We start from the raw sequence: 20,402 nt of genomic DNA, 5'->3' as shown, positions 1-20,402 counted from the left end.
GCGGTCAAAACGGGAACAGCATCGGGATCATCACCACGCACACTGCCATGACAATCACCGTAAACGGTACGCCAATCTTCACGAAGTCGCTAAAGGTGTAGTTACCCGGCCCGAGCACCAGTGTGTTTACCGGGGAAGACACTGGCGTCATAAAGGCTGCGGAAGCCGCCATCGCAATCACCATCGCAAACGGATACGGCGAAACGCCCATCGACTTTGCCGCCGCCAGCGCAATCGGCGCCATCAGTACCGCCGTTGCGGTGTTAGAGATAAATAACCCAATGGTCGCGCACAGCACGAACAGGCAGCCCAGCATCATATACGGGCCGTACCCACCACCAACGTCCATTAGCCCTTTCACCACCAGATCGACGCCGCCCGTTTTCTGTAATGCCAGCGCAAAAGGCATCATCCCGACAATCAAAATAATGCTTGGCCAGTGAATGGCTTTGTAGGCGCTTTCGGCATCGATGCAGCGGAATTTTCCCATCAGCAAACAAGCGATAATCGCGGCAACCGTATTAGGGATTTCATCGGTGAGCATTAACGCGACCATCAGTACCAGACAGAAAATCGCATGCGGCGCCTGGCTGTGCGCCGGAGAAGCTTCACTGACTTCCACAGGCATATTTAGCACCACAAAATCGCGCCCTTTTTGTCCAAGCAGCGTGATCAGCTTCCAGTTGCCCACCACTAAAATGATATCGCCCATCAACAGCGGCTCATCAACCACCGCCCCGGCCAGCGCCGTACCATCGCGCTTCAGCCCAACGACATTCAGCCCGTAACGCGTACGAAAAGCGATTTCCCGTACCGTTTTGCCGATCAATTCCGACTCAGGGATCAGAGAGATTTCGGCCATGCCCACATCAAGCGCCTGCTCGGAGAAGTATTCTCCACGCAGCACCATCGGTTCCAACAGTTGCTCAGCGCAAAATTCACGCAGGTCGACATCGGCCGCAGACATATCAATCAGCAATACGTCACGAGCACGAAACTCAGAAACCCCGTTTACGTCAACGATCACGCGACGAAAGCGACGCCAGCGCTCCACGCCAATCACGTTTGCCCCGTAGCGCTCACGCAGTTTCAGGTCGTCCAGACGCTGGCCTATCATAGGAGAACCCGGGCGAATCGCCAGGCGACGCGCGCGCCCGGTCAGGCGATATTCTTTAATCAGATCGCGAAAAGTCCGGCGCTTCCAGCCGTCGCCCGGCTGCCCGGAGTCTTCACCCTTCAGCATAAAACGCATCACCAGCATATAAATTATGCCAAGTACCAACACCACCAATCCCAGTGGGGTTACGCTAAAAAAGCTAAAACCATTAAGTCCTTCACGTAACAGTTCACTGTTGACGACCAGGTTTGGCGGCGTTGCCACCAGCGTCATCATGCCGCTTATCAAGCCGGCAAAACTTAGCGGCATCATCAGGCGTGAAGGGGAAATTTCCATGCGCATGGAAACACTTAAGACAACCGGAATAAAGATGGCGACCACACCGGTCGAACTCATGAATGCACCGAGTCCAGCTACGGTTATCATCAGCAACACCAGCATTTTAACTTCACTGCTACCGGCGACCTTCACCAGCCAGGCGCCCATTACTGTCGCCACACCGGTACGCACGAGACCGTCACCGATAATGAATAAAGCCGCTATCAAAATAACGTTAGGATCGCTGAACCCGGAAAAAGCCTCTGTGATGCTCAATGTTCCACTCAGAACAAAGGCAATAATGACCAGCAAAGCGATCGCGTCCATACGCACTCTGCCAGTTGCAAACAAGACGACGGCAATCGCCAGCAATGAGAGAACCCATATCAATTCACCGTTCACAACATATCCTTGTTAAATGAGAGGGATGGACTGATTCTGCCATAAAAAAGCCCCAACAATCTGGGGCTAAATCATGATCAGGTATTTCTTATAACGACCACATTTCCGTTGGGTTGTTTGGTCACAGAAATATGTTCCAGACTGGTCAGCGAAAAATCAACCTCGTTCAGACGCGGCGTATCCGCTGGCGCGTTGACCGCGATGACATGACACCCAGCTGCCAGTCCTGAAAGCACCCCGGCGGGGGCATCTTCCACCACGGCACATTCCTGCGGTGCCAGGCCCAGAAGCTGAGCGCCTAACAGATACGCGTCTGGCTCTGGTTTCCCTCTTTTTACCCGCTCGGCGGTGACAAACACTTCAGGAGCAGGAAGCCCAGCAACACGATGGCGCGCCCGTGCGACCGGCATAGAGCCGGAGGTCACAATCGCCCATGGAATACCCGCTTTATTGAGATGGTTGAGTAAATCAACAGCCCCAGGCAGCGCAGTGATCCCGGCGGTTTCCGTCGCTTCGATCTGCTCCAGACGGGTAAACTCCGCGGCGATCTCTGCCTCAGATTTGCCCACCATAAAGTGTCGCAGGGAGGTAATGGCCTGCTTGCCATGAATAAAGCCGAGCACCTCGGCGTGATCGAGGCCAAAACGATCGGCCCAGTTGCACCACGCACGTTCTACTGCGGGTAAGGAATCGACCAGCGTTCCATCCAGATCAAACAGAAAACCTTTGCACTGCACGCTCGCCCCCTCAGGCATTAATGATTTGGTTAATTTCATTCGCGCTCAGGTGATACTGGCGCGGGCAAGAGTGCCAGACGTTCAACATACGCTGATATTTTTCCCACATCGGGGTCTGGGCGTTGAAGCCATGCGTACCCGCATCAAAGTGGGTATAGCGACCTTCCACATTCACCATAAAGCGAACGTATCCGAGGAAACGGGCTTCCGTTGCGGCGTCAAAACCGAGGAAAGTCACGCGGCGCTCATCAATAGCCTGTGCATCCTTAAGATTAGTCCAGGACACATGTAATGCGTGATACATCTCCATAATATCGATAATCGTACGACAGGTTTCTTCCGTCAGTTCACCAAACTCACGATCCAGCTCACGCATCTGCAAGCCGTAACCGCGTTCAATAATCGTCTGCAAACGACGATAACGCTCGGCGTTAGTTGGGTCGAGCATAGTCATCATTTTGTACTGATTCGACAAAATCAGACGTTGAGCGTTGGTCATTTCCATTTGGGACTCCTGTATCACTACTACTGCGATGAAAAAAAAGAAGGCATCTTGTGCCTTCTTTTATATGCGTAATCAGGGGTCAATTACAAATCATCAAGGAAAGTTTTATCCAGTTGTTTGAAGGCGCGCTTAAGCGTGTCAGCCAGCGCCTGGTAATCCGGCTTTCCTTCTACCGGAGAGAGCGCCTGCCCGGCTTCTTGCAATTTACCCCGAACTTCGTAGAACCAGTTGAGTATTGAAGGCGGCAGCGGCGTTACGGAACGTTTACCCAGCCACCACATGCCTTGCATCGGCAGGCTGAGCGCAAACAGCGCGGTCGCCACGGCCGGTCCCAACTGTCCCCCTAGCGCAATTTGCCAGCATAAGGTGAAGACGGCGATAGGCGGCATAAAACGGATTGCGTAACGTGTCATACGGATCACGCGGTTCTCTACAAACACGGGCGCGAGGCGCTTTTCCATTGGCCACGTCTTCGCGTAGTGCTGCCCCCGGCGAAACAAGCTAAAAAAATTGACGGAACGATTATCCGGTGTCGACATGGCGGTTACCTCAACTTCACATATAAAAATTAAAAAATTTGTGCAAAACAACAACTACAAGGGACATCGTTCAAAACATTTTGTCTTTGATACCCACATTCAGGTATCCTGTGCCGGCCTGTAAGGCCTTTAGTCCAAAATCATTGAGTCGTCAAATTGACACATAGTATGCCATTGGCTGAAAAATACGCAAAATGACATAGACTCAAAGGTATTTATTCCATCGTGCCCAAAAAGACCATGGCGCATGATGTTAATCATAAACGTCGGTGTCATCATGCGCTACGCTCTATGACTCCCTGACGTTTTTTTAGCCACGTATCATAAATAGGTACTTCCATGTCGAGTAAGTTAGTACTGGTTCTGAACTGCGGTAGCTCCTCACTGAAATTTGCCATCATCGATGCAGTAAACGGTGAAGAATACCTTTCTGGTTTAGCCGAATGTTTCCATCTCCCAGAAGCACGTATCAAATGGAAAATGGATGGCGGTAAACAAGAAGCGGCTTTAGGTGCAGGCGCCGCTCACAGTGAAGCGCTGAATTTTATCGTTAATACTATTCTGGCACAAAAACCAGAACTGTCTGCTCAGCTGACTGCGATTGGTCACCGTGTTGTTCACGGCGGCGAAAAATACACCGGCTCTGTAGTTATCGACGATTCCGTTATTCAGGGTATCAAAGATGCAGCCTCTTTTGCACCGCTGCACAACCCTGCACACCTGATCGGTATCGCTGAAGCGCTGAAATCCTTCCCGAATCTGAAAGACAAAAACGTGGCCGTATTCGACACCGCGTTCCATCAGACTATGCCGGAAGAATCTTACCTCTACGCCCTGCCGTACAGCCTGTACAAAGAACATGGCGTTCGTCGTTACGGCGCGCACGGTACCAGCCACTTCTTCGTTACTCAGGAAGCGGCTAAAGTGCTGAACAAACCGGTTGATGAGCTGAACATCATCACTTGCCACCTGGGCAACGGCGGTTCTGTATCTGCTATCCGTAACGGTAAATGTGTTGATACCTCCATGGGTCTGACCCCACTGGAAGGTCTGGTGATGGGTACGCGTTCCGGTGACATCGACCCGGCGATCATCTTCCACCTGCACGACACCCTGGGCATGAGCGTTGACCAGATCAACAAAATGCTGACCAAAGAGTCCGGCCTGCTGGGTCTGACCGAAGTCACCAGCGACTGCCGCTATGTTGAAGATAACTACGCGACTAAAGAAGACGCTAAACGTGCAATGGACGTTTACTGCCACCGTCTGGCGAAATACATCGGTTCTTACACTGCGCTGATGGATGGTCGTCTGGATGCCGTTGTCTTCACCGGTGGTATCGGTGAAAACGCCGCGATGGTTCGTGAACTGTCTCTGGGCAAACTGGGCGTTCTGGGCTTTGAAGTAGACCACGAACGTAACCTGGCCGCGCGTTTCGGCAAATCTGGTTTCATCAACAAAGAAGGTACCCGTCCTGCGTTGGTTATCCCAACCAACGAAGAACTGGTTATCGCGCAAGACGCGAGCCGTCTGACCGCCTGATTTCACACCGCCAGCCTAGCTGGCGGTGCTGTTTTGTAACCCGCCTGAAACGGGCGGTAACGAAAGAGGATAAACCGTGTCCCGTATTATTATGCTGATCCCTACCGGAACCAGCGTCGGTCTGACCAGCGTCAGCCTTGGCGTGATCCGCGCAATGGAACGCAAAGGCGTTCGTCTGAGCGTCTTCAAGCCGATCGCTCAACCGCGTGCCGGTGGCGATGCGCCAGACCAGACTACCAGCATCGTCCGTGCTAACTCTTCTCTGCCAGCCGCTGAGCCGCTGAAGATGAGCCACGTTGAATCTCTGCTGTCCAGCAATCAGAAAGATGTGCTGATGGAAGAGATCATCGCGAACTACCACGCGAACACTAAAGACGCTGAAGTTGTCCTGGTTGAAGGCCTGGTCCCAACCCGTAAACATCAGTTCGCGCAGTCTCTGAACTACGAAATCGCGAAAACGCTGAATGCAGAAATCGTCTTCGTTATGTCTCAGGGCACCGATACCCCGGAACAACTGAACGAGCGTATTGAACTGACTCGCAGCAGCTTCGGTGGCGCGAAAAACACCAACATCACCGGCGTAATCGTTAACAAACTGAACGCACCGGTTGATGAGCAGGGCCGTACTCGCCCGGATCTGTCCGAGATTTTCGACGACTCTTCCAAAGCGAAAGTGATCAAAGTTGATCCGGCTAAACTGCAAGAATCCAGCCCGCTGCCGGTTCTGGGCGCGGTGCCATGGAGCTTCGATCTGATCGCTACCCGTGCAATCGATATGGCGCGTCACCTGAACGCCACCATCGTAAACGAAGGCGATATCAATACCCGTCGCGTGAAGTCTGTGACTTTCTGCGCACGCAGCATTCCGCACATGCTGGAACACTTCCGCGCAGGTTCCCTGCTGGTGACCTCCGCTGACCGTCCGGACGTGCTGGTTGCTGCATGCCTGGCAGCGATGAACGGCGTAGAAATTGGCGCCCTGCTGCTGACCGGCGGCTACGAAATGGACGCGCGCATTACCAAACTGTGCGAACGTGCATTCGAAACCGGCCTGCCGGTATTCATGGTAAACACCAACACCTGGCAGACCTCTCTGAGCCTGCAGAGCTTCAACCTGGAAGTTCCGGTTGACGATCACGAGCGTATCGAAAAAGTTCAGGAATACGTTGCTAACTTCATCAACGCTGACTGGATTGAATCTCTGACCGCAACATCTGAGCGCAGCCGTCGTCTGTCTCCACCAGCGTTCCGTTATCAGTTGACCGAGCTGGCACGTAAAGCGGGCAAACGCGTTGTTCTGCCGGAAGGCGACGAACCGCGTACCGTTAAAGCGGCAGCCATCTGTGCTGAACGTGGTATCGCAACCTGCGTACTGCTGGGTAACCCGGATGAGATCACCCGCGTTGCGGCCTCTCAGGGCGTTGAACTTGGCGCTGGCGTAGAAATCGTTGATCCAGATGTGGTTCGCGAAAGCTACGTTGCTCGTCTGGTCGAACTGCGTAAGAACAAAGGCATGACCGAAACCGTTGCCCGCGAACAGCTGGAAGACAACGTCGTTCTCGGTACCCTGATGCTGGAACAGGACGACGTTGACGGTCTGGTTTCCGGTGCCGTTCACACTACTGCGAACACCATTCGTCCACCGCTGCAGCTGATCAAAACTGCACCGGGTAGTTCCCTGGTGTCTTCTGTGTTCTTCATGCTGCTGCCGGATCAGGTTTACGTTTACGGCGACTGCGCGATCAACCCGGATCCAACCGCAGAACAGCTGGCAGAAATCGCTATTCAGTCCGCTGAATCCGCGATTGCCTTCGGTATCGAACCGCGCGTTGCGATGCTCTCCTACTCCACCGGTACCTCTGGTGCAGGTAGCGACGTAGAGAAAGTTCGTGAAGCGACTCGTCTGGCGCAGGAAAAACGTCCTGACCTGATGATCGACGGACCGCTGCAGTACGACGCCGCCGTTATGGCTGACGTTGCGAAATCCAAAGCGCCGAACTCTCCGGTTGCAGGTCGCGCTACCGTGTTCATCTTCCCGGATCTGAACACCGGTAACACCACCTACAAAGCGGTACAGCGTTCTGCCGACCTGATCTCCATCGGGCCGATGCTGCAGGGTATGCGCAAGCCGGTGAACGACCTGTCTCGTGGCGCGCTGGTAGACGATATCGTCTATACCATCGCACTGACCGCGATCCAGTCTTCCCAGCAGCAGCAGTAATCTGCCGAGTGTGCCGGATCTCTTATCCGGCAACATATCTACTTATCAAACCGGAAATAGCTGATATTTCCGGTTTTTTTATGTCTGTTTCCCCTTTGGCATAATCTGAAATATTTGCCTGAATGCGCTGCATCAATGAATAACTATTCTTCTGTTCGCATACTTACCCTCTTTTGCATTGCAACAGGGATAGTCTTTCATGTCAGCAGTAACAGAATCACAGCCAGCCAAAAAATGGGCGATGCCCGACACGCTGGTGATTATTTTTTTCGTCGCCATTTTAACCAGTCTGGCGACATGGGTTGTTCCCGTCGGGATGTTCGACAGCCAGGAAGTGCAATATCAGGTTGATGGACAAACCAAAACCCGTAAAGTCGTTGATCCCCACTCTTTCCGCATTCTGACCAATGAAGCCGGTGAAGAGCAGTATCACCCGGTTAAGTTCTTTACCACCGGAGATGAGCGCCCAGGCCTGATGAATTTTCCGTTCGAAGGCTTAACCTCCGGCTCGAAATTCGGCACTGCGGTCGGCATCATTATGTTTATGCTGGTCATTGGCGGCGCATTTGGCATCGTTATGCGTACCGGCACCATTGATAACGGCATCCTGGCGCTCATCCGCCATACGCGGGGCAACGAGGTCCTCTTTATCCCAGTGCTGTTTATTCTCTTCTCCTTAGGCGGCGCGGTGTTTGGCATGGGGGAAGAGGCGGTTGCCTTTGCCATTATCATCGCGCCGCTGATGGTCCGGCTAGGTTACGACAGTATCACCACCGTTCTGGTTACCTATATCGCGACTCAGATTGGTTTCGCCAGCTCATGGATGAACCCATTTTGCGTGGTGGTCGCGCAAGGTATTGCGGGGGTGCCAGTGCTCTCTGGTTCCGGTCTGCGCATCGTGGTCTGGGTGGTCGCTACGCTAATAGGACTAACCTTCACGCTGGCCTATGCGGCACGCATCAAAAAGAATCCGCTTTTGTCCCGGGTACATGAATCCGACCGCTTCTTTCGCGAGCAGCAGGACGAGGTCGTGGAACGACGCTTCACGCTCGGTGACTGGCTGGTACTGATGGTGTTGACGGGCGTGATCGTGTGGGTCATTTGGGGCGTTATCGTCCACGCATGGTTTATTCCTGAGATCGCCAGTCAGTTCTTCACGATGGGCCTGGTGATTGGCATTATCGGCGTCGTGTTTCGGCTCAACGGCATGACGGTCAACATCATGGCCTCCTCATTCACTGAGGGAGCACGAATGATGATTGCCCCTGCCCTGCTGGTTGGTTTTGCCAAGGGCATTTTACTGCTGGTCGGTAATGGAGAGGCGGGTGAAGCCAGCGTGTTAAACACTCTGCTGCACAGTATTGCCAACGGCATTAGCGGGCTGGATAACGCCATAGCGGCGTGGTTTATGCTGTTGTTCCAGGCGGTGTTTAATTTCTTCGTCACCTCCGGCTCCGGTCAGGCAGCATTGACCATGCCGCTGTTAGCGCCGCTGGGCGATCTGGTTGGCGTCAACCGTCAGGTTACCGTGCTGGCCTTCCAGTTTGGCGACGGATTCAGCCATATTATCTATCCGACATCGGCATCTCTGATGGCTACGTTAGGTGTTTGTCGGGTGGATTTTCGTAACTGGCTGAAGGTAGGTGCTACGCTGTTGGGGCTGCTGTTTATTATGTCCAGCGTGGTGGTGATTGGTGCGCAGATAATGGGTTACCATTAAAAAGCGCGCGTCCGGCCTACTCGATTTCTCGACGCAGTAGGCCGGATGAACAGAGGTTACTCAGCTTCTTCCTGCTTTTCGGCTTTCGCACCTTCATTCTTGGCGTTGCGGGTCATCCACAGCGCCAGGGCTTTCAGGGAGTCCGGTGTAAATTCGTCGCAGCGCGCGGTAATTTCTTCCGGCGTCAGCCAGCAAACTTCGCTAATTTCTTCTTCCTGCAGCGCGAACGGTCCGTGGGAAACACAGCTAAACAGCCCGCCCCATACGCGACAGTTCTGGTCTTCAAAGTAAAACTGACCATGCTCGGCAAACGGCACGCCCGCAATCCCCAGTTCCTCTTCTGCTTCACGACGCGCTGATTCCAGCATCTGCTCGTCAGCCTGAACCACACCGCCTGCGGTGGCATCCAGCATACCGGGCAAAAAATCTTTTGTCTCAGTGCGACGTTGAACCAGAATTTTGCCCATACCATCATGCACAACGATATACGTTGCACGATGGCGTAAGCGTTGCGCCCGCATTTGTTCCCGGCTGGACTGTGCAATGACTTCGTTGTCTTCATTCACAATATCCACCCATTCAGTACTTGCCAAACGACGCTGTTCCACCATCAGGAAACCTTCTTTTTTCTGGCGCTCTTACGGCGCGTTTATGTTTGTGGGGTAAATTACGGATTAATCTCGACCTGTGCAATAACACTTTGATCATTGAGTGCCATTACGCTGAGAACATTATCATCCAGAATCCCGTAACTTGCCGCAAAGCCCCCTTTAGGGATGCTTACCGAGCCGGGATTGAAATGATAGATATCCTCGCGCCGCTCAGCAACCGGCAGATGAGTATGCCCATAAACCAGAACATCGCCCGCATTGAGCGCCGGCATATTTTGCGGGCCAAAAAGATGTCCGTGCGTCAAAAAGAGTCGCTGGTTTTCTGTCAGAATTTGCTGCCACGGCGCAGTCATCGGAAAATGCAGGAGCATCTGATCCACTTCGCTGTCGCAATTACCACGCACCGCAATAATTCGCGATGCCTGTTCATTCAGCCGTTCTGCAACCTGTGCAGGTGCATAGCCTTCTGGAAGCGCATTACGCGGCCCGTGGTTTAAAACATCACCCAATATCACCAGCCATTGCGCACCATTTGCGTTAAACAGTTCGAGCACGCGTTCCGTGGCTGGCAACGAACCATGAATGTCCGATGCGAACATCAGTTTCATCACTCACTCCTCGTTGAAAAGTACCTTGTAATGATACTGGATTACGGCCCGTTTTTCAGCAGGAACGCTTCGCGGAAAGCGCGATAAAACGCTGTACTGAAGCGCGCTGCCACTGGAAGGTGGCGTATTCCGCAAGCGCTTCCGGAACCTCATCGCCATTCAGGACCAGGCGATTAAGCATTAGCGCTAAATCACAGTCAGCAATACACCATTCGCCAAATAAGTTCTGCTTACCGTGGCTCAGTAAACTTCCGGCAGTAGCGAACAATTTTTCCGCACTGGCTTTTCCCGCTTCGCTTAACGGTCCTTTCTTCACGCCAGCAAAAACGACATCCGTTGAGCGTTCTTCACGGATAGGCATTAAATCGCTGCGGATCCACGCCTGAACCTGGCGCGCCCGCGCGCGTTTTTGCACATCGTGCGGATAGATACGCTCCCACTGTGGCGGCGCAAAGCTCTCTTCCAGGAATTCCGTAATCGCTGATGATTCGCTCAGTTCAAAACCATCGATCTCAAGAACCGGTACGCGGCGCGTCAAGGCGTAACCTTGCCATGAAGGTTGCAAATGTTCTCCACTGTTGAGATCAACGGTTTTCAGCGTAAAAGGCAGCCCTTTCTCTTGCAGAGCGACATAAACAGACAGCACGTAAGGGGAGAAAAAATTGGCATCTGACCACAGCGTAATTGCAGGTTTGCTCATAATGTCCTCTGAAGTGTATTAGCTTGCCTTCAAAATATAGAGTCTTTCTCTCGCTGTCACTTGATGAAAACTCAAGCACGCCAACAGGCTCTATACTTGTTATGACCCGGTTCATGACAAAACGGATGCTGAAAATGATCGATCTCTATTACACGCCATCGCCAAACGGTCACAAAATCACGTTGTTTCTTGAAGAGGCGCAGCTGCAATACCGTCTGATTCATGTCGATATCAGCAAAGGTAGCCAGTTTCACCCCGATTTTCTGCAGATCTCGCCGAACAATAAAATCCCGGCCATTATCGATCATGCCCCGGTGGACGGCGGAAGGCCCATCAGCTTGTTTGAGTCCGGAGAAATTTTACTCTATCTGGCAGAAAAGAGCGGTAAGCTGCTCAGCGGTGAATTACGCGAACGCCACACCACGCTGCAGTGGCTGTTCTGGCAGGTCAGCGGTCTGGGTCCTATGCTGGGGCAAAATCATCATTTCAGTCATTACGCTCCGCAAACGATCCCTTACGCCATTGAAAGATACCAGGTTGAAACCCAGCGCCTGTACAACGTGATGAATAAACGTCTGGAATCGTCACCCTGGCTGGGAGGCGATCACTACAGCATTGCCGACATTGCAAGCTGGCCGTGGATCCACGCCCATCAGCGTCAGCGCATCGACCTCGACAACTATCCGGCGGTCAATAACTGGCATGAACGCATTCGTACACGTCCCGCGACTGAACGCGCCATGCAGCACGCACAAAGCGAGAAGCGATGACGCAATTCGGTTCTCGTGTATCATGCAAAGGTTCATACATGGAGGAAACCTGCAATGTCACAACCTGACGCTATTATTCGTATAAAAAACCTTCGTCTGCGCACTTTTATCGGCATCAAAGAAGAGGAGATCCTTAACCGCCAGGATATCGTCATCAACATTGCCATTCACTATCCGGCAGACAAAGCCCGTACCAGCGAAGATATCAACGACGCGCTGAATTATCGCACAATAACCAAGAGCATCATTGCCCACGTGGAGGGTAACCGCTTCTCATTGTTAGAAAAATTAACTCAAGATGTGCTCGATATCGCACGCGAACATCACTGGGTCACTTATGCTGAAGTGGAGATAGATAAACTTCACGCATTGCGTTACGCCGACTCAGTTTCTATGACACTGAGCTGGCAGCGCTAAAACGTAACCCGGGAGGCGACATGCAGATTCTGATTACCGGCGGTACTGGCCTGATTGGACGTCATCTGATCCCCTGCCTGCTGGAACTGGGGCATCAGATAATTGTAGTGACACGTACCCCTGATAAGGCTCGTCAGATTCTCGACTCTCGGGTCACGTTATGGAAAGGACTGGAAGAGCGGCAACATCTCAATGACATTGATGCCGTGATTAACCTTGCCGGAGAACCTATTGCAGATAAGCGCTGGAGCGCACAGCAAAAGGAACGCCTGTGCCAGAGCCGTTGGGGCATTACGCAGAAACTGGTCGATTTAATCAATGCCAGCGAGACGCCGCCCTCAGTGTTAATCTCCGGTTCCGCTACCGGTTACTACGGCGATTTGGGCGAAGTTGTGGTTACGGAAGAAGAGCCACCGCATAACGAATTTACCCATAAGCTGTGCGCCCGCTGGGAGCAAATTGCCAGCACTGCGCAAAGCGACAAAACCCGCGTGTGTATGCTGCGTACCGGCGTGGTACTAGCCTCTGCTGGCGGTATTCTGGCGAAAATGGTCCCGCCGTTTCGTCTTGGCTTAGGCGGCCCAATCGGTAACGGACGACAGTATATGGCCTGGATCCATGTTGATGATATGGTCAACGGAATTATCTGGCTGCTGAATAATGATCTACGCGGTCCCTTCAATATGGTTTCGCCATACCCGGTGCACAATGAGCAGTTTGCCCACGCGCTGGGACACGCTCTAAACCGCCCTGCCATTCTGCGCATTCCCGCCACCGCTATGCGGCTGCTGATGGGCGAGTCTTCAGTACTGGTCCTTGGTGGTCAACGCGCATTACCCAAACGCCTGGAAGCGTCCGGTTTTGCATTTCGCTGGTACGATTTAGAAGAAGCGCTGGCGGATGTGATCCGATAATCCCGTAGCTCTATTCACGGTCGCTGTTGTGGTGGTAAGGTTATAGGCCAGATTTCCGCAATGGCGACGTTATGGCGATAATTTCGACTCCCCGACTTACCCTCTCCTTATTTAAATTTTCTGACTGGTCATTTTTCCAGAGATTACGTGAATCCCCGGAAGTCATGCGCTATATGGGTGATATTGCCCCAGCGAAAGACACGCGTCTGTTATTCGCCAGACGTCTGGCTGCACAGCATACTTTTGTCATCCGCGAGCATAACAAATCAACGCCTCTCGGTGATATTGGCCTGCAAATCAGCCATTTATACCCACACGAGGCCGACCTCGGCTACGCCATTTTGCCAGAAGCTCAGGGGAAAGGGATTGCCAGCGAAGCCGTGACGGCAGTGTGCCAGTACGCTTTCGAGCGCACGGCCGTCACGGCGATAAACGCTTACGCACTCGCGGAGAATAAGGGTTCTGTTCGTATTCTGGAAAAAACGGGGTTTGTGCGTACGCAGGTACTGGAAAAGGCGTATGAGATTGATGGCATCGCCTACGACGACTGGGTGTTTCGGCTGGAGCGCGACGCGCTAAAATTGTAAGCCCGGAAAACGTAACGCCTCCGGGCAGGTGATTTACTTCAACGAACCTTTGAGGAACTGCTGCAAACGTGGACTTTGCGGATTACCGAATACCTGCTCCGGGTCGCCCTCTTCCTCAATTTTCCCCTGATGCAGGAAAATCACGTGCGTGGAAACATGACGGGCAAACCCCATTTCGTGAGTCACCACCACCATGGTTTTCCCCTCTTCGGCCAGCTGTTGCATAATGCGCAGCACTTCACCCACCAGTTCAGGATCTAGTGCCGACGTAGGTTCATCAAACAGCAACACTTCCGGCTCCATCGCCAGCGCACGGGCAATGGAAACACGCTGCTGCTGACCACCGGACAGATGCACCGGATATTTGCCCTGCGCGCGCTCATCAATGCCCACTTTAGCCAGATACTTCACCGCACGGTCGCGGGCTTCCTGTTTGCTCAGCCCCAACACCTGGATCGGCGCTTCCATGACGTTTTCCAGCACCGTCATGTGGCTCCACAGATTAAAGTGCTGAAAGACCATCGTCAGACGCGTGCGCAGCAGGCGCAGCTGATTTTTGTCCGCAACCTTGAGCTGACCGTCTTTGTCGCGCACCAGACCAATATTCTGACCACTGACTACAATCGACCCGGCGCTTGGTTTCTCAAGAAAGTTAATGCAGCGCAGGAAGGTACTTTTACCGGAACCTGACGAGCCAATAATACTGATAACATCACCCGCGTTGGCCTGCAGCGACACCCCTTTCAGCACTTCATGTTCGCCGTAGTGCTTATGTAAATCGATAACGTTTAATTTATTTTCAGACATCGTGTTACTCGAATCATTTAGAGGATACATGCTGCAACCAGCGTTTTTCCGCTTTACGGAACAGACTGATCAGGACATACGAAATAATCAAATACAGTACAGCGGCAATACCGAAGGCGGTAAACGGCTGATACGTTGCCGAGTTGATATCGCGGGCGATTTTCAACAGGTCAGGTACCGTTGCGGTAAACGCCAGCGCCGTGGAGTGCAGCATTAAAATGACTTCATTGCTGTAAGCCGGCAACGCAATACGCAGCGCGGAAGGTAAAATAATGCATCGATACAGTTTGAATGACGAGAAACCGTATGCGCGAGCAGCCTCAATCTCACCGTGAGGCACAGAACGGATAGCCCCGGCGAAAATCTCAGTGGTATAGGCGCAGGTATTCAGCGTCAACGCCAGCACGGTGCAATTCAGCCCGCTGCGGAAAAACGCGTTGAGGAAGTCCGTGCCTTTGACGATCTCCAGCGTATACATCCCGGAATAAAACACCAGTAGCTGAACGTACAGCGGCGTGCCACGAAAAATATAGGTGAACAGCCAGATAGGAAACTGGATAAATTTATTACTGGAAACGCGGCCAATAGCCAAAAAGAGCGCAAGTATTCCGCCCATCACTACTGACGAAATCAAAAGCCACAGGGTGATAGCGACGCCAGTGTAGCGATATCCGTCGGTCCACAGCAGGGACTTCCAGTATTCCTGAATAATCTCGATCACAGGTCAGCCCTCTTTACACCCACGGAATAGCGGCGCTCAAGGTACAGCAGCACACCATTAGAAACAGTGGTAAACACCAGATAGATGACCCCGCACACGACGGCAAAATAGAACGGCTCCCAGGTACTCTTCCCGGCAAGCTGGGTCGCTTTCACCACGTCTTCCAGGCCGAGCAGCGACACCAGTGCCGTAGCCTTAAGAATAACCTGCCAGTTATTACCTATTCCCGGTAAGGCATAACGCATCATCGCCGGGAACATAATGCGACGAAATATTTGTGAGCTGGTAAAGCCAAACGCCGTCGCGGCTTCAATATGGCCTTTTGGTACAGCCATAAACGCACCGCGAAAAGTTTCGGTAAAGTAGGCACCGTAGATAAATCCAAGGGTGATAATGCCCGCGACCATCGGATCGATATCAATCTGGCCGATACCGATGGCATCGGTAATGGTATTCAGCGCGATTTGTAATCCGTAGAAGATGAGCAGCATTAAGACCAGATCGGGCACGCCGCGGATTAGCGTTGTGTACCCTTCGAAAATAAGCCCCATTGCCCGGCTTTGCGACAGCTTTGCTGCTGCGCCGACAAGACCTATCAGAACCGCCAGTACCACCGAGCTGAGTGCCAGCTCCAGCGTAACAATTGCGCCCTGTAAAATAACACCTGAAAAGCCATACAACATGCTGCCTGTCCTGTCGTGTGTGGTGGAGTAGTAAGCCTCTTTTGATTTCAGACTAACCGTTAAATGCCGGATGGCGGCTTTGCCTTATCCGGCCTACAAAATCACCGTAGGCCTGATAAGCGCAGCGCCATCAGGCATAAATTCAACGCGTCAAAAATCTACGGGCTTTATCAGCACCTGCGGTAATTAACCGCCGTAAACATCAAAATCGAAGTACTTTTTCGCCAGCTTCTCGTAAGTCCCATCAGCTCGCATTTCGGCAAAGGCTTTGTTCAGCGCTTCGCGCAGCTCGTTATCGTCTTTGCGCAGCCCCATCCCGGTACCCACGCCGAACAACTTCTCGTCTTTCACAGACGGACCGCCGAATTTGTAATCTTTACCGACTGGCTGTTTCAGGAAGCCTTCGCTGGCCGCGACTTCATCCTGGAACGCGGCGTCAATACGCCCGGCAGTCAGGTCAGAATAGATATTGTCCTGCCCCTGATAAGAGACAATCTCAATACCTTTTGGCGCCCAGTGTTCGTTGCCGAACGTTTCCTGGGTGGTGCCCTGCAGCACACCAACACGTTTACCTTTCAGCGACTCAATGGTCGGCTGAATAGCTGAATCTTTAGCGACAACCAGACGCGAGTCGGCTGCATAAAGCTTGTCAGTAAAAGCGATTTCCTGCTGACGTTTTTCAGTAATGGAAAGCGAGGACATGATGGCATCGATTTTCTTCGCTTTTAGCGAAGGGATCAGCGCGTCCAGCGGGTTTTCCACGAAAGTACATTGCGTATTAATACGTTTGCACAGCTCTTTAGCCAGATCGATATCAAAACCGACTAATTCACCCTGTGCATTTTTCGATTCGAACGGCGCATAAGTAGGATCAGTACCGATACGAATTTTTTGCGGAATGGCTGCAAATGCTGCGGTAGCACTGGAGAAAGCCAGAACCAGAGAAAGAGACAACACCAGTTTTTTCATAACTATCCTCAACAGACTGTCTTTTATAGGGGATCTTTACAGGACCAGGTGCAGTTATCGTGCCATTAATCAGGCCGACAAGGCAAAGTATTCTACCCTGCCGGCGGTATTTATTTGCATGAAAAGCGCTTAAGTATGCACTCATGCTTATTAAGTCAGCGATAAAAGCACCAAAACAGTGCACTGAATGTATTATGCACCGTAATGGTTACCCGCAATGGTGCAGTCAATTCCCCACGCCGCTGTATTAATCGCCGTAGACATTAAAATTAAAATATTTGCTCGCCATTTTGTCGTAGGTGCCGTCTTTACGCAGTTCACCCAGCGCTTTGTCGAAAGCGGCTTTCAGCTCTGCATCATCTTTGCGCAAGCCAATCCCGGTTCCGTCGCCAAAGTATTTTTTATCTTTCACCGAAGGACCTGCAAAGTCGTAGTCCTTACCGGCAGGTTGCTTCAGGAAGCCTTCGCTGGCCGCGACTTCATCCTGCAGTGCTGCGTCGAGACGACCCGCCGTCAGGTCAGAATAGATAAGATCCTGGTTCGCATAGGCCACCACATCCACGCCTTTGCTACGCCAGTTGTCATTGGCATACGCTTCCTGAGTAGAGCCTTGCAGCACGCCAACGTGTTTACCCTTGAGGGAGTCCAGAGTCGGTTTAATTGGGGAACCTTTCGCGGCGATCAGCCGTGAGTCTGCTGCGTAAAGTTTGTCTGAGAATGCAATCTCTTGCTGACGCTTCTCGGTGATAGAAAGCGAGGAGATAATGGCATCAATTTTTTTCGCTTTCAGCGACGGGATCAGCGCATCAAAGTCGCTGGCAACCCAGGTACATTTGATCTGCATGCGCTTACACATCTCATTTCCCAGATCGATATCAAAGCCGACAAAGTCGCCTTTGGCATCTTTAGAGGAAAAAGGTGCATACGTTGTATCTGTACCAATACGAACCGTCTGCGGAAGTGCTGCGTAGCTGGCCGCGGTGGCGGAGAGTCCTACCAGCAAAGACAAAGCAAGAACCGTCTTCTTCATACATAACCCTCAAGTGGCGTAATTTTATTATGTTTTACGTTGTGTTGTGTGTTTGCAGACTTTTTCATGCAGGTCTTATGCCATTTTCGCGTCGATGAGGATATTCGACGTTAAATATGTTAATAAAACGTTGCAATAATGTCCTGATTTTGAAGATAGCAGGTCTGACGGTCGAACCGCAGCGTTTCGTTGAGTTTTAACGAATTAAATGTTGAGGATATGATCGCGGTTACAAAATTGCCCTGAAACAGGGCAACGGATGTTTCTTTGCACGCTGATGGAACGGCTTACGCCCCTTGCCAGCGGGTGAACAGGTCCTGCGGAAGGGTAATATCAAACTGGTCAAGCACGCGATTAACCGTTTGATTAATCACATCATCGAGCGTTTGTGGACGATGATAGAACGCCGGGACTGGTGGCATAATCACTGCGCCAATTTCTGCCGCCTGGGTCATGAGGCGCAGATGCCCCAGATGCAGCGGCGTTTCGCGTACACACAGCACCAGCGGACGACGTTCTTTCAACACCACATCTGCCGCACGGGTAAGCAACCCATCGGTGTAACTGTGGACAATGCCGGAAAGGGTTTTGATTGAACACGGCAGGATAACCATGCCGGCGGTCTGAAAAGAGCCGGAGGAGATACTGGCGGCGATATCGCGCGTATCATGATTCACATTTGCCAGCGCCTGCACGTCGCGCACAGAGAGGTCCGTTTCCAGTGCCAGCGTCTGCCGGGCAGCGGCACTCATCACCAGATGGGTTTCCACATCGGTAACGTCACGCAAAACCTGCAGCAGGCGCACGCCGTAAATTGCCCCGCTTGCGCCAGAAATACCAATGATGAGTCGTTTCATGTGTAATCGCCCTTACTTGCTCAGGGCCGACTTTGCAGGAAATTACTGTGAGTTGCAAGCAAGGGTGCAGGTTGCGCCCTTGCTTGCGAGCAAACATTAACCTTCGTTGTGCATTTCAAGGTTTTCCGCTTCGTTCTGACGCAATACCGCTTTAGCATCATCATTACGCAGGGAGTCGAGGAAATCGAGATATTGCTGGTCGACGTCTTTGGTGACGTACACACCGTTAAACACTGAACATTCAAACTGCTGAATATCCGGATTCTCAGCACGGACAGCTTCAATCAGATCGTTCAGGTCCTGGAAGATCAGACCATCTGCGCCGATTATCTGGCGAATCTCGTCCACTTCACGACCATGCGCAATCAGCTCCGTCGCGGTAGGCATATCGATGCCATAAACGTTCGGGAAGCGAATTTCCGGGGCGGCAGAGGCCAGATACACCTTCTTCGCTCCGGCTTCACGCGCCATCTCGATAATCTGTTCTGAAGTGGTGCCGCGCACGATGGAGTCATCCACCAGCAGCACGTTTTTATCACGGAATTCCGCACGGTTAGCGTTCAGCTTACGGCGCACTGATTTACGGCGCAACTGCTGGCCCGGCATGATAAAGGTGCGTCCCACATAGCGGTTTTTCACAAACCCCTGACGGTACGGCTTACCGAGAATACGGGCAATTTCCAGCGCGATATCGCAGGAGGTTTCCGGGATTGGGATTACTACGTCGATGTCCAGATCTTCCCACTCACGGGCAATTTTTTCGCCAAGCTTAGTCCCCATATTCACACGGGCGCTGTAGACGGAAATCTTGTCGATAAAGGAGTCAGGACGAGCGAAGTAAACGTATTCAAACAGACACGGATTGCTCACCGGGTTATCAGCACACTGACGGGTAAACAGCTGGCCTTTTTCGGTGATATACACCGCTTCGCCAGGGGCTACGTCGCGCAGGAATTCAAAGCCCAACGTGTCCAGCGCTACGCTCTCAGACGCCACCATGTACTCGGTACGGCCATCGCCAATATCGCGTTTGCCCATTACCAGCGGACGGATACCGTTAGGGTCGCGGAAGGCAACCATACCGTGACCGATAATCATCGCCACGCAGGCATAGGCGCCGCGAATCTGGCGGTTGGTTGCCGCAATGGCAGCAAAAATATTGTCGGCCTCCAGCGGGTAATGGCGGAAGTTATCCAGCTCGCTGGCGAAAATATTCAGCAGAATTTCAGAATCTGAAGTGGTATTGATGTGGCGGCGCTTTTCTTCAAACAGCTTTTTACGCAACTCATGCGCATTGGTCAGGTTGCCATTATGGGCAAGCGTGATGCCATACGGTGAGTTGACGTAAAAAGGTTGAGCTTCGGAGGCGCTGGAGCTGCCAGCCGTTGGGTAACGCACATGACCGATGCCCATATTGCCCTGCAAACGCTGCATATGGCGCGCTTCAAAAATATCGCTCACCATTCCGTTTGCTTTACGCAAGCGGAAGCAGTTGTTGGCATCAATGGTGATGATGCCCGCAGCATCCTGACCACGATGCTGGAGCACCGTTAACGCGTCATAAATCGACTGGTTTACCGGCATAACACCGGCGATACCGACAATACCGCACATACGTCTTTTCCTC

Annotated in this window: 21 protein-coding genes; 7 read left to right on the top strand and 14 right to left on the bottom strand. The window is 52.3% G+C overall.

What is annotated here, in order from left to right; translation table 11 throughout:
• Nucleotides 1–4 precede the first annotated feature (4 nt).
• The 4 genes from OGV57_RS17960 to yfbV form a co-directional block, all read right to left on the bottom strand.
• On the bottom strand, nucleotides 5–1,837 hold the full coding sequence (locus tag OGV57_RS17960; protein WP_003845084.1) for an SLC13 family permease: 1,833 nt from the start codon (nucleotides 1,835–1,837) through the stop codon (nucleotides 5–7).
• 77 nt (nucleotides 1,838–1,914) lie between these two features.
• Nucleotides 1,915–2,592, bottom strand: coding sequence for a sugar phosphatase (locus OGV57_RS17955; protein WP_085951580.1), 678 nt, complete (start codon nucleotides 2,590–2,592; stop codon nucleotides 1,915–1,917).
• Nucleotides 2,585–3,079: a YfbU family protein gene (locus tag OGV57_RS17950; RefSeq protein ID WP_003028086.1), complete on the bottom strand. Its 495-nt coding sequence runs from the start codon at nucleotides 3,077–3,079 to the stop codon at nucleotides 2,585–2,587. Before OGV57_RS17950 ends, OGV57_RS17955 begins: the two co-directional genes overlap by 8 nt.
• Nucleotides 3,080–3,162: 83 nt before the next feature.
• Complete coding sequence (yfbV, locus tag OGV57_RS17945) at nucleotides 3,163–3,618, bottom strand: terminus macrodomain insulation protein YfbV (RefSeq protein ID WP_003028087.1); 456 nt, start codon at nucleotides 3,616–3,618, stop codon at nucleotides 3,163–3,165.
• Nucleotides 3,619–3,957: 339 nt separating this feature from the next.
• On the opposite strand from yfbV, the gene ackA reads away from it, so the two are divergent.
• The 3 genes from ackA (at nucleotide 3,958) to yfcC (ending at nucleotide 9,101) form a co-directional block, all read left to right on the top strand.
• Nucleotides 3,958–5,160, top strand: a complete 1,203-nt coding sequence (ackA, locus tag OGV57_RS17940; RefSeq protein WP_003839347.1) for an acetate kinase — start codon at nucleotides 3,958–3,960, stop codon at nucleotides 5,158–5,160.
• 76 nt (nucleotides 5,161–5,236) lie between these two features.
• Nucleotides 5,237–7,381: a phosphate acetyltransferase gene (pta, locus tag OGV57_RS17935; protein ID WP_003028094.1), complete on the top strand. Its 2,145-nt coding sequence runs from the start codon at nucleotides 5,237–5,239 to the stop codon at nucleotides 7,379–7,381.
• Between the two features lie 199 nt (nucleotides 7,382–7,580).
• Entirely contained in the window at nucleotides 7,581–9,101 is a 1,521-nt protein-coding gene (gene yfcC, locus OGV57_RS17930; RefSeq protein ID WP_016150704.1) for a putative basic amino acid antiporter YfcC, read from the top strand.
• A 56-nt stretch (nucleotides 9,102–9,157) separates the two neighbouring features.
• Here yfcC and yfcD read toward each other — a convergent pair whose 3' ends face one another.
• From yfcD to yfcF, 3 genes are read right to left on the bottom strand one after another with little or no spacing between them, the layout of a single operon-like run.
• Complete coding sequence (gene yfcD / locus OGV57_RS17925; RefSeq protein ID WP_003839343.1) at nucleotides 9,158–9,712, bottom strand: NUDIX hydrolase YfcD; 555 nt, start codon at nucleotides 9,710–9,712, stop codon at nucleotides 9,158–9,160.
• A 56-nt stretch (nucleotides 9,713–9,768) separates the two neighbouring features.
• Nucleotides 9,769–10,320 carry a phosphodiesterase gene (gene yfcE, locus OGV57_RS17920; protein ID WP_032949699.1) on the bottom strand — a complete coding sequence of 184 codons (552 nt, stop codon included), beginning with the start codon at nucleotides 10,318–10,320 and terminating at the stop codon, nucleotides 9,769–9,771.
• Between the two features lie 55 nt (nucleotides 10,321–10,375).
• Nucleotides 10,376–11,020, bottom strand: a complete 645-nt coding sequence (gene yfcF / locus OGV57_RS17915; RefSeq protein WP_003839339.1) for a glutathione transferase — start codon at nucleotides 11,018–11,020, stop codon at nucleotides 10,376–10,378.
• Nucleotides 11,021–11,154: 134 nt separating this feature from the next.
• Between yfcF and yfcG the strand changes: the two genes are divergently transcribed.
• The 4 genes from yfcG (at nucleotide 11,155) to OGV57_RS17895 (ending at nucleotide 13,708) form a co-directional block, all read left to right on the top strand.
• A complete protein-coding gene (gene yfcG / locus OGV57_RS17910) occupies nucleotides 11,155–11,790 on the top strand; it encodes a GSH-dependent disulfide bond oxidoreductase (RefSeq protein WP_003845076.1) in 636 nt (211 codons plus the stop codon).
• Between the two features lie 54 nt (nucleotides 11,791–11,844).
• A complete protein-coding gene (gene folX, locus OGV57_RS17905; protein ID WP_003028107.1) occupies nucleotides 11,845–12,207 on the top strand; it encodes a dihydroneopterin triphosphate 2'-epimerase in 363 nt (120 codons plus the stop codon).
• A 20-nt stretch (nucleotides 12,208–12,227) separates the two neighbouring features.
• On the top strand, nucleotides 12,228–13,121 hold the full coding sequence (locus OGV57_RS17900; RefSeq protein ID WP_003028110.1) for a TIGR01777 family oxidoreductase: 894 nt from the start codon (nucleotides 12,228–12,230) through the stop codon (nucleotides 13,119–13,121).
• A gap of 71 nt (nucleotides 13,122–13,192) precedes the next feature.
• Nucleotides 13,193–13,708 (top strand): GNAT family N-acetyltransferase, encoded by a 516-nt coding sequence (locus OGV57_RS17895; protein ID WP_071684389.1) that lies wholly within the window; start codon nucleotides 13,193–13,195, stop codon nucleotides 13,706–13,708.
• Between the two features lie 33 nt (nucleotides 13,709–13,741).
• Here OGV57_RS17895 and hisP read toward each other — a convergent pair whose 3' ends face one another.
• The 7 genes from hisP to purF all read right to left on the bottom strand — a co-directional run bounded on the left by hisP (nucleotide 13,742) and on the right by purF (nucleotide 20,389).
• Nucleotides 13,742–14,515, bottom strand: a complete 774-nt coding sequence (gene hisP, locus OGV57_RS17890; RefSeq protein ID WP_003028114.1) for a histidine ABC transporter ATP-binding protein HisP — start codon at nucleotides 14,513–14,515, stop codon at nucleotides 13,742–13,744.
• Between the two features lie 13 nt (nucleotides 14,516–14,528).
• A complete protein-coding gene (gene hisM, locus OGV57_RS17885) occupies nucleotides 14,529–15,236 on the bottom strand; it encodes a histidine ABC transporter permease HisM (protein ID WP_003028116.1) in 708 nt (235 codons plus the stop codon).
• Nucleotides 15,233–15,919: a histidine ABC transporter permease HisQ gene (locus OGV57_RS17880; RefSeq protein ID WP_003028118.1), complete on the bottom strand. Its 687-nt coding sequence runs from the start codon at nucleotides 15,917–15,919 to the stop codon at nucleotides 15,233–15,235. The genes hisM and OGV57_RS17880 overlap by 4 nt, the downstream gene beginning before the upstream one ends.
• Nucleotides 15,920–16,105: 186 nt before the next feature.
• Nucleotides 16,106–16,888 carry a histidine ABC transporter substrate-binding protein HisJ gene (gene hisJ, locus OGV57_RS17875; protein ID WP_003028120.1) on the bottom strand — a complete coding sequence of 261 codons (783 nt, stop codon included), beginning with the start codon at nucleotides 16,886–16,888 and terminating at the stop codon, nucleotides 16,106–16,108.
• A 247-nt stretch (nucleotides 16,889–17,135) separates the two neighbouring features.
• Nucleotides 17,136–17,918 carry a lysine/arginine/ornithine ABC transporter substrate-binding protein ArgT gene (argT, locus tag OGV57_RS17870; RefSeq protein ID WP_003839327.1) on the bottom strand — a complete coding sequence of 261 codons (783 nt, stop codon included), beginning with the start codon at nucleotides 17,916–17,918 and terminating at the stop codon, nucleotides 17,136–17,138.
• A 287-nt stretch (nucleotides 17,919–18,205) separates the two neighbouring features.
• Nucleotides 18,206–18,775, bottom strand: coding sequence for a UbiX family flavin prenyltransferase (locus OGV57_RS17865; RefSeq protein ID WP_003028125.1), 570 nt, complete (start codon nucleotides 18,773–18,775; stop codon nucleotides 18,206–18,208).
• A 96-nt stretch (nucleotides 18,776–18,871) separates the two neighbouring features.
• A complete protein-coding gene (gene purF / locus OGV57_RS17860) occupies nucleotides 18,872–20,389 on the bottom strand; it encodes an amidophosphoribosyltransferase (RefSeq protein WP_003028127.1) in 1,518 nt (505 codons plus the stop codon).
• Nucleotides 20,390–20,402 lie beyond the last annotated feature (13 nt).

The sequence above is a fragment of the Citrobacter sp. Cf087 genome (assembly GCF_030334285.1).
GTDB classification, from domain to species: domain Bacteria; phylum Pseudomonadota; class Gammaproteobacteria; order Enterobacterales; family Enterobacteriaceae; genus Citrobacter; species Citrobacter freundii.
Note: the sequence above shows the minus strand (reverse complement) of the source record. Positions and strands in the feature narration are given on the sequence as shown.

Coding starts and splice junctions, on each gene's coding strand:
- yfcD (WP_003839343.1), bottom strand. CDS start 9,712: ATGGTGGAACAGCGTCGTTTGGCAAGTACTGAATGGGTGGATATTGTG.
- OGV57_RS17865 (WP_003028125.1), bottom strand. CDS start 18,775: ATGAAACGACTCATCATTGGTATTTCTGGCGCAAGCGGGGCAATTTAC.
- folX (WP_003028107.1), top strand. CDS start 11,845: ATGTCACAACCTGACGCTATTATTCGTATAAAAAACCTTCGTCTGCGC.
- yfcF (WP_003839339.1), bottom strand. CDS start 11,020: ATGAGCAAACCTGCAATTACGCTGTGGTCAGATGCCAATTTTTTCTCC.
- OGV57_RS17900 (WP_003028110.1), top strand. CDS start 12,228: ATGCAGATTCTGATTACCGGCGGTACTGGCCTGATTGGACGTCATCTG.
- OGV57_RS17895 (WP_071684389.1), top strand. CDS start 13,193: ATGGCGATAATTTCGACTCCCCGACTTACCCTCTCCTTATTTAAATTT.
- hisP (WP_003028114.1), bottom strand. CDS start 14,515: ATGTCTGAAAATAAATTAAACGTTATCGATTTACATAAGCACTACGGC.
- argT (WP_003839327.1), bottom strand. CDS start 17,918: ATGAAGAAGACGGTTCTTGCTTTGTCTTTGCTGGTAGGACTCTCCGCC.
- yfcE (WP_032949699.1), bottom strand. CDS start 10,320: ATGAAACTGATGTTCGCATCGGACATTCATGGTTCGTTGCCAGCCACG.
- hisJ (WP_003028120.1), bottom strand. CDS start 16,888: ATGAAAAAACTGGTGTTGTCTCTTTCTCTGGTTCTGGCTTTCTCCAGT.
- purF (WP_003028127.1), bottom strand. CDS start 20,389: ATGTGCGGTATTGTCGGTATCGCCGGTGTTATGCCGGTAAACCAGTCG.
- ackA (WP_003839347.1), top strand. CDS start 3,958: ATGTCGAGTAAGTTAGTACTGGTTCTGAACTGCGGTAGCTCCTCACTG.
- yfcC (WP_016150704.1), top strand. CDS start 7,581: ATGTCAGCAGTAACAGAATCACAGCCAGCCAAAAAATGGGCGATGCCC.
- OGV57_RS17955 (WP_085951580.1), bottom strand. CDS start 2,592: ATGCCTGAGGGGGCGAGCGTGCAGTGCAAAGGTTTTCTGTTTGATCTG.
- OGV57_RS17880 (WP_003028118.1), bottom strand. CDS start 15,919: ATGTTGTATGGCTTTTCAGGTGTTATTTTACAGGGCGCAATTGTTACG.
- yfcG (WP_003845076.1), top strand. CDS start 11,155: ATGATCGATCTCTATTACACGCCATCGCCAAACGGTCACAAAATCACG.
- yfbV (WP_003028087.1), bottom strand. CDS start 3,618: ATGTCGACACCGGATAATCGTTCCGTCAATTTTTTTAGCTTGTTTCGC.
- OGV57_RS17950 (WP_003028086.1), bottom strand. CDS start 3,079: ATGGAAATGACCAACGCTCAACGTCTGATTTTGTCGAATCAGTACAAA.